Source organism: Microbulbifer jejuensis (genome assembly GCF_047289955.1).
Taxonomy (GTDB): Bacteria; Pseudomonadota; Gammaproteobacteria; order Pseudomonadales; family Cellvibrionaceae; genus Microbulbifer.
This window is the reverse complement of record NZ_JBLBUB010000033.1, coordinates 36,606-44,737: the sequence shown is the minus strand read 5'-3', so window position 1 is coordinate 44,737 and position 8,132 is coordinate 36,606. Positions and strand designations below refer to the sequence as shown.

The 8,132-nt window shown below is 50.6% G+C and carries 5 protein-coding genes; 1 reads left to right on the top strand and 4 read right to left on the bottom strand.

Annotated features, from left to right (window positions below):
• Positions 1 to 242: 242 nt before the first annotated feature.
• Both ACL7TT_RS18030 and ACL7TT_RS18025 read right to left on the bottom strand, forming a co-directional pair.
• On the bottom strand, positions 243 to 1,658 hold the full coding sequence (locus ACL7TT_RS18030) for a ricin-type beta-trefoil lectin domain protein (protein WP_413397491.1): 1,416 nt from the start codon (positions 1,656 to 1,658) through the stop codon (positions 243 to 245).
• Between the two features lie 1,500 nt (positions 1,659 to 3,158).
• Positions 3,159 to 3,374: an ArsR/SmtB family transcription factor gene (locus ACL7TT_RS18025; RefSeq protein WP_413397497.1), complete on the bottom strand. Its 216-nt coding sequence runs from the start codon at positions 3,372 to 3,374 to the stop codon at positions 3,159 to 3,161.
• A gap of 181 nt (positions 3,375 to 3,555) precedes the next feature.
• Here ACL7TT_RS18025 and ACL7TT_RS18020 point away from each other — a divergent pair, with 181 nt between their 5' ends.
• Positions 3,556 to 4,470: a permease gene (locus ACL7TT_RS18020; protein ID WP_413397490.1), complete on the top strand. Its 915-nt coding sequence runs from the start codon at positions 3,556 to 3,558 to the stop codon at positions 4,468 to 4,470.
• 328 nt (positions 4,471 to 4,798) lie between these two features.
• On the opposite strand, the gene htpG is transcribed toward ACL7TT_RS18020, so the two are convergent.
• Both htpG and ACL7TT_RS18010 read right to left on the bottom strand, forming a co-directional pair.
• The gene (gene htpG, locus ACL7TT_RS18015; RefSeq protein ID WP_413397489.1) at positions 4,799 to 6,712 is read right to left on the bottom strand and encodes a molecular chaperone HtpG; all 1,914 of its coding nucleotides are present in this window, start codon (positions 6,710 to 6,712) and stop codon (positions 4,799 to 4,801) included.
• A gap of 99 nt (positions 6,713 to 6,811) precedes the next feature.
• Positions 6,812 to 8,014: a serine hydrolase domain-containing protein gene (locus tag ACL7TT_RS18010; RefSeq protein ID WP_413397487.1), complete on the bottom strand. Its 1,203-nt coding sequence runs from the start codon at positions 8,012 to 8,014 to the stop codon at positions 6,812 to 6,814.
• Between the last annotated feature and the right edge of the window lie 118 nt (positions 8,015 to 8,132).

Below are 8,132 nucleotides of genomic sequence, written 5' to 3'. Positions count from 1 at the left end.
TCAGGGGGAGGTTGATGCAGTGGTATGCGATTTAAATAACCGCCCAAGGAAAACATTAGGCTTTGAAACACCAGAAGATTTAATGGATAATTACTTGGCGGCACAAGCCGCATAAATGGTATGCACTTCAAGGTTGAATCCGCGTCTTTTTTCAAATCAGAAAGGTGTTGAAAGTACCGGCCTGACAGAGCACTGTATTACCGTGAAAGCTGTCAGACCGGGTCGGATTTCCGGACTACAAATTACCACATAATAAATTCTGTCTCAGAGAGGGAATAAGCATCGATTACCAGCGGCCAGTACACCGAATTGTTCAAGCGCAGATCGTTATCGATATACCACCTTTGTGCATCCGAACCATTACATACACGCCATTCAACCTGATGCGCCTGGCTACTGTTTACATCCAAGCATTTACCGTCATTGTAGATGCTTCCATCAATATTGATTTGCAAAAACTGGTTTCCAGCCTCCTGGTCGTTATAAGGTTTACAATCACCATCCAGCAGCTGGCCACCCTCATCATCAAGGCAGTCAAGAACACTGCTGTCAGCAAGCATTAAGCGACCTTGCACCTCTGGATAAAGCCATTGCTGATTGCGGTTCGATGCATTACAGCCCCAAAGCCAGACATCATTTCCATTTGACGTGTTGCCTTGGCTGAGGTCGAAACACTTGTTGGTATAGGGATTTTTTAGCTGATTTTTGGCAATCAGCCACTGCTGGTGACTATTATTGCTATTATCACTGCAATCCCAAAGCTGAATCCTGTTGCCGTTTTCACTGCCACCGCCGGAATTATCCAGGCACTTGCCCAGCGAACGGACAGTGCCATCAGTTGAAAAGGTCCAACGCTGTTCCGGCACCTGCGCAGGAAGATCCATGCATTCCCAAATAGTGATCTGGGTGCCGTTATCGGTTTGAGCGCCGCTGACTTCAACACACTTGTTATAGTCCTTTACAGGCACCAGATTGCCTTCTCTGGCGGGGATTACCCAGGAATAATCTGCCTTGAAGGCCAGCCTATCGCAATCAAACAGATCAATATTTTCTCCATTTGCATTGGCACCGCCGGTGTGCCTGTTGACGTCCAGGCACAGTCCTCCATGTGAATTTTCAATAAAACCATTCCGATGATCCACAGCCCACCGCTGGCTTGTGCTTCCCGGAACACATACCTGCAATTGCACGTTAAACTGATCATTTGCATCAATGCCCATGCACAACCCCATAGCGCGGATGGTTCCATCCGGTGAGAATGACCAGCGCTGTCCCGGCCGGTTCTCACAGTCCCACAACTGAAGATTGGCCCCGTTGGTTGACTGCCCCCCAGTAACCTCTACACATTTGGTTTTATCCCTTAAACGGAGCGCCAAATGGCCTTCTCCAGCAGCGCCGCCCAACTGGAATCCTACGGCTGCATGATCTGAGTAAATCGGCAGGTTCCTCCCGCCAAAACCCGCAATGAAATCACTGGAAACGGCAAAATCAAGCTCCCCGGGTCTTTCATCGTTGGTTGGAAAGACATGTGTTGGCTGAAAGCTCCTGTAGAGATGACTCCCGTTTGGTAAGGTCGGTGTCAGGTTCGGCAGTGTGTTGCCGTTAGCATCCGGGTATTCATGATTTTCCAGATCCCGGTTAAAGTCCCCCAACGCCAACCAGGAAGTACCGGCATGGGTCAGCGCGATCTCCTCCAGTATGGTATCTGCATTATTAAGCCTGGTACGCCCATATGAACCGGCGTGGATGGTGTAGACAGTGGTAGGGGTGCTGCCTTGAGCGCCTGAATTGATGGTAATTCCGAAACTTTCACGACTTGTTCCCTCGGTTGCCGCATGAATATAAACATCACTGGCCCGATACCGTGAAACAATGGCAATATTGGTACGCCGGCCATCGGAAGGGGTGTCATGATCCCCGAAGACAGGCAGGTGATAAATATAGTAGGTCTGTCTGTTTACGGTCCAGCTGTACTCTGAGACTATCGCTCCGGGCGCTTCGGGATCTTCCCAACTATTGAGGGGCGCACCGGCCGAGGCTGGCACCGCCCCGACCTCTTGTAGCGCCACCAAATCCCGCGAAGCCCCCAGATATTCTCTCTCACCGGTTAAAATACCTTTAACGTCCACCTCCCAGGTGCTGTCGGCATCACTGTTTGCACCTTGCATATTAAAGGTGGCAAAACTGAAGTCGCCGATATGTGCCTGGGTACTGCTTGAAAATAAAAAAAATAGTAGAACTGCGAATGCGCTTTTTATAATCAAAGGTAGTCGTCTATTTATTGCAGTCATATGACAAATCCCTGTATCTTTTTTAAAATAATTCGAACGAAATTAAGCGAACTGCCCTTTATTTCTCCCTTGATCCGAGTGATCGTTATAACATTCCTCTAACAGCAGTTACAACCACCAATGGTTATTTCTCGGGCAGATTAAATCAGCATTTATCAACCTTACAGTTCAGCCAACTTCCATGCGCTTATTTGGTATCGACCTTGAAATACCGATTCAAATTTCAAATAATATCGCAAACATTTTGACTATCGATCTTTTCTGTAAACAGACTGCTTCAAGTCATATGCGCTTACCCACCATCTCCACAGATTCTATCTTTCAAGCGCAAGAGTAATGCACCGGGTAACCTTCAACTGCCCAGATCCCGGCGAAAAACAATTTGTGAATTAAAGAGAGGATACTTAAGGACACAGATAAAGAGACGAGCACAGATTGATATCGAAATCGCTCTTAATACTGCGACATCTTGAAAGCAGCCTTTCTACCTATTCAAGCATAGAATACCTATTAAGCAAACCCAGGAGACATACTAGTAAAGTAGGAGGAAAGAATACCCTTCTCCCAGAACCCTATGAGGCATGGATGCCGATTACGAGCGTACAGGGATGTATTCACAGCACATCCTGGGAGAGGGCATTTTTTTCCTACCGATCCGATAGTATGTGTCCGGAAGATACGCTTTGACACTCAAGGCCAGGATTGTGCGGTATGTTTTACCGGGCGCAACCACAGGGATACCAGATAGCGCGAAGTGGCATTTTAAAAAGTCGTGAACGACTCATGGCTGGGAGGAATTATTGAAACGTAAGCTGCATGACTTCAAGCCAGCGATCGAACATGGTGACCACCTTGGAAAATATAACTTCACTTTTGATCCGAACAGCATTCTTCCTGCAAGAAGTCTACCACTGCCTGAAGGTGCCCGTAGTCAGGCTGGCAATATAGCGTTCGCCCCTCTCGATTTTGTGACAGTAAGTTCGCTGAAACAAGGCTTGATAAATGGTGTGACAAGGTTGAATTAGGAATGCCCAATTCTTCCTGAAGGGCACCAACCGCCAGACCCTGATGCCCCGACTTCACCAAGCGTTTAAAAATCGCCAGGCGGGTTGGATGCCCCAACTCTTTCAGCGCCTTTGCAGCAACCTCTAAGTCCACGGTGATACCCTCTGCAATTCAGATATTTCCATATTACCAGAAATAGCTTGACATAAGACAATAATATTTCTATTTTTCTAGAAATATAGTTTTACGGGAAAACAAAATGACTATCAGCGCTGAAATGTTCATTGAGTCAGCCAGCCTGTTTGTGCTTCTAACGGCTGAACTTACCGGTCTATTTCTGGTAATCAGTTACGCCGTTGGCTACCTGCAAACCAAGTTACCACCGGAAAGAATCCAGAGGATACTGAGCGACAAGCATGGTCATGGCTATGTTGCTGCCGGTTTCCTCGGGGCAATCACACCCTTCTGTTCCTGTTCAACCATACCCTTTCTAAAGGGCTTGCTGAGGGCAAAGGCTGGATTCGGAACCATGATGGTTTTCTTGTTCGCAAGCCCTTTGCTGAACCCCATTATCATCGGACTCTTTATAGTGACCTTCGGGCCACAAGTTACCCTATTTTATTTTGTTGTCGCCATGAGTGTCTCGGTACTTGGCGGCATTATCCTTGAAAAATTGGGATTCGAAAAATATGTGAAACCGCAATCCTATCAGGAGCCGAAACCAAGCGAATGCAGTACCGACTGTGGAGAAAAAACGGAACCGGTTGCTACCTGGAAAAAAGTATGGATATCCACCTGGTCTGACTTTAGAAGGGTTTTGCCCTTCCTCCTTGGCGGCATTGCCATTGGCTCTTTGATCTACGGTTTTATGCCGACAGAATTCGTGGCACATGTAGCCAGTGAGAACAACCCTTTTGCCGTTCCGGTAGCCGCGATTATCGGGATACCTCTTTACATTCGGGCAGAGGCCGTTATCCCATTAAGTGCGGCACTGACGGCAAAAGGCATGGGCCTGGGTGCAGTGATGGCGTTAATCATCGGCAGCGCAGGGGCAAGTTTGACCGAGGTGATATTATTGAAATCAATTTTCAGGAATCAGATGATTGTAGCTTTCTTGGTGGTCATCCTGGGCATGGCTACTGGTGCAGGGTTTCTTTACCATTTCCTTTTTTAAAATTACCGACACTACCACCTGCGGTTTTCACACAGCCACAGACTGAGCGGTGCGATCACCTCAGTCGGGCAAACAGTCTCCAGCGCTTACGAACCACAGAGCTCAAAGGTTTACACTGCACCCGATACCAATACAGGTTATACAAACCTCGGACATGCCGGCAAGGGATTGGCTCCTCTACTGTACATGGAGGCCATACCTAGCTGGGGCAATCGGGTAAATAGGCTGGTGAAGTAGAAGCCGGGGGCAAAAAACGCGGCAGAACCTCAACGGGTTTCGCCGCGCCCTTCTTCCATCCGATACATTGAATCGATATCGGAAGAAGGCTCTAAGCGTGCATTTCCAGCAACAGCGTATTCAGGCGCCGCACATAATCTGCTGGGTCCGCCAGCTGATTACCCGCCGCCAGGTTGGCCTGGTCCATCAGTATACTGGTGAGATCCGCAAAGCGGTCTTCGTCCTGCTCCTGATCCAGGCGCTGCACCAGTGGGTGAGACGGATTCAGCTCAAAAACAGGCTTCGCCTCTGGCAGCGCCTGTCCGGCCTGCTCCAGAATGCGGCGCATTTGCGGCCCCATATCCTGTTCAGTAACCACCAGACACGCCGGGGAATCCACCAAACGGGTGGTGGCGCGCACAGATTCAACGCGGCCGTCCAGAACCGCCTGAACCCGCTCAACCAGGGCACCGGACTCCTGCTCGACTTTCTCGCGCTCGGCCTTATCCTCCTCGCTTTCAGCTTCCCCCAGATCCAGGGCGCCCTTGGCCACATCCTGAAACTGCTTGCCGTCGAACTCATTCATGTGACCCACAAACCACTCATCCACCTGATCGGTAAGCAGCAGCACCTCAATGCCTTTCTTGCGGAACACCTCCAGATAGGGGCTGGATTTGGCAGTGGCGAAGTTATCTGCGCACACATAGTAAATAGCCTTTTGGCCATCCTTCATGCGGCCAACGTACTCTTCCAGGGACTGGTCCTGCTTCTCCGTATCGGTGTGGGTGGTGGCGAAACGCAGCAGTTTGGCAATTTTTTCTTTGTTGGAGAAGTCCTCGGCCGGGCCTTCCTTCAACACATTGCCGAACAGGTCCCAGAATTTCTGATACTGATCCGCATCCTTTTTCGCCAGCTTGTCCAGCATATCCAGGACACGCTTGGTCAGGGCACTCTTGATCGCATCGGTATTGCGGTCTTTCTGCAGAATTTCGCGGGATACATTCAGGGGCAGATCATTGGAGTCCAGCACGCCCTTCACAAAGCGCAGGTACAATGGCAAAAACTGCTCGGCGTCATCCATGATAAAGGTACGCTGAACGTAAAGCTTCAGGCCGCGAGCGGCATCGCGCTGGTAGAGGTCAAAGGGTGTGCGCGCTGGGATATACATCAGGCTGGTGTAATCCAGCTTGCCCTCTACCCGATTGTGACTCCAGGTCATGGGATCGTCGAAATCGCTGGAGATATGTTTGTAGAACTCCTTATACTCCTCGGATTTCAACTCGGATCTGGGACGGGTCCAGAGTGCCTGGGCGGCATTGACTGCTTCAAACTCAGGCGCTTTTTCTTCCTGCTCTTCACCTTCCGCCACCGGTGCCTGCTCTTTCAGCATTTCCACAGGAATCGCGATATGATCAGAGTACTTCTTGATAATAGAACGCAGGCGCCAACCGTCGGCAAACTCCTTAGCATCCTCTTTCAGGTGCAACACCACGCGGGTACCCCGCTGGGGCAACTCGACAGTTTCCACCGAGTATTCCGCCTCACCATGGCATTCCCAATGCACTCCCTGATCCACGCTGTGGCCTGCGCGACGGGTAAAGACGTCCAGCTTGTCGGCAACAATAAACGCAGAGTAGAAACCCACACCAAATTTTCCGATCAGGTGCGCGTCCTTTTTCTGGTCGCCGGTCAGCTGCTGCATAAATGCGGACGTACCGGAGCGGGCGATGGTACCGAGGTTTTCGATAACTTCATCGCGACTCATACCAATACCATTATCGGTAATCGTCAGAGTCCCTTCTTCCTTGTCAAACTCAACGCGGATACGCAGGTCAGTATCATCACCTAGCAGCCCGGACTTGGACAGCGCTTCAAAGCGCAGCTTGTCTGCGGCATCGGAAGCATTGGAAACCAACTCGCGCAGGAAAATCTCCTTGTTGGAGTACAGCGAGTGGATCATCAGGTGCAGTAGTTGCTTGGCTTCCGTTTGGAATCCATGGCTCTCTTTTTGGGCCTCAACGGTCATTTATCAGGTCTCCCCAGTCACGGCTATTGGAACAGGTAACAGATATTGGGACCCACAGGCGGGTTTCAAGGGGAGGAAACCAAAGCAGTACTCGGGTAACTACCGGTCTCCACCGCTCTTGGCGGTGACCAGGCTGCCCTTGCCGGTAATGTCGATCACGAAATTTGCGGTTAAGTCAGAAATCACGCGGGATTCCGCGTTCATTAAAATTGCGATGCCAATCTTCTCCTTTTCGGAGTAAGCCACCGCTGCGCGAAAGCCCGCCACCCAGCCACCATGGTAGATGATGCGGTCATCACCAATCGTGTAGAGGCGCCAACCCAGGCCATAGCCGGCATGGGATAGGTAATCCCGCCAGATACGGTGACGCATATGGCGCTGAGTGGCCACGCGCTCGGTAGTCATATCTTCAATCACTTCGGGAGACAGCACTTTGGGGTAGTAGCCCATCTGCGCCTTCAACCACTGGGCCATATCGGAGATACTCGCATTTACCCCGGCGGCGGGCGCAGCAAAATAATACTCTTTTTCCACTTTCACCGGTCGCCAGCCCTTGCCAGTCTGCACATGGGGCGCGGCGCGGTTGCCAGAGGCCATAAAGCTCTCCCAGCCCACCGAGGCATTTTGCATATTCAGGGGAATAAAAATACGCTGCTTGAGCTGCCTGGCAAAAGAGACTCCCGTAGCCTCGTAGATAACATCCTCTATCAGACTGAACAGCACATTCTGGTAGCCATAACATTTTCCGGGTGTGCAGCGGGGGTCGATATTGGCAAACTTTGGCAGTATCTTGCTGAGCGGCTTGTTGCTCTCAAGGTAATCGTCGTAGGCATTCGGGGTCAGACCCGAGGAGTGGCTCAACAGATGCTCTACCTGCAGCTTGCGCGATAAAGCCGGGGTTTTGAAACTCAGGTCAGGAATATAATTGACCACCTTGTCGCTCCATTTGAAGCGCTTTTCATGCTCCAGCATGGTGGCCATGCTCGCGGCGAATGTTTTCGATACTGAAGCCAGGCGAAATACCGTATCCCGGTTCACCTTGCCAGCCTTACCCCTGACCCGTACGCCGTAGGTGCCCATAGCAACCACCCGATTGCCATCAACAATCACGTAGGCGCCACCGGGGATGGACTTGCCCACCATCAACTGGTGAAAGTAGCGGTCAAACGCCTTGGCCCTGGCATCAATATCAACCGCACCTGCAGGCAGCACAAGTCCGCTCACAAGCAACATGAAAAGAAGGATCCACGCTTTCCCGATGCGCAGTTGGTAGACGATATCTGACAGAATTGCAGGTCTCATACGTAAATCGAGCCGCCAAAGCAATCCAATACTTGCAGATAAGATTAGCAGTCTGTGGGCAAAAACTCTATTTAGGCGCCACACAAGACTGACTGCAGGATTCTAGTCGCGAATAGCC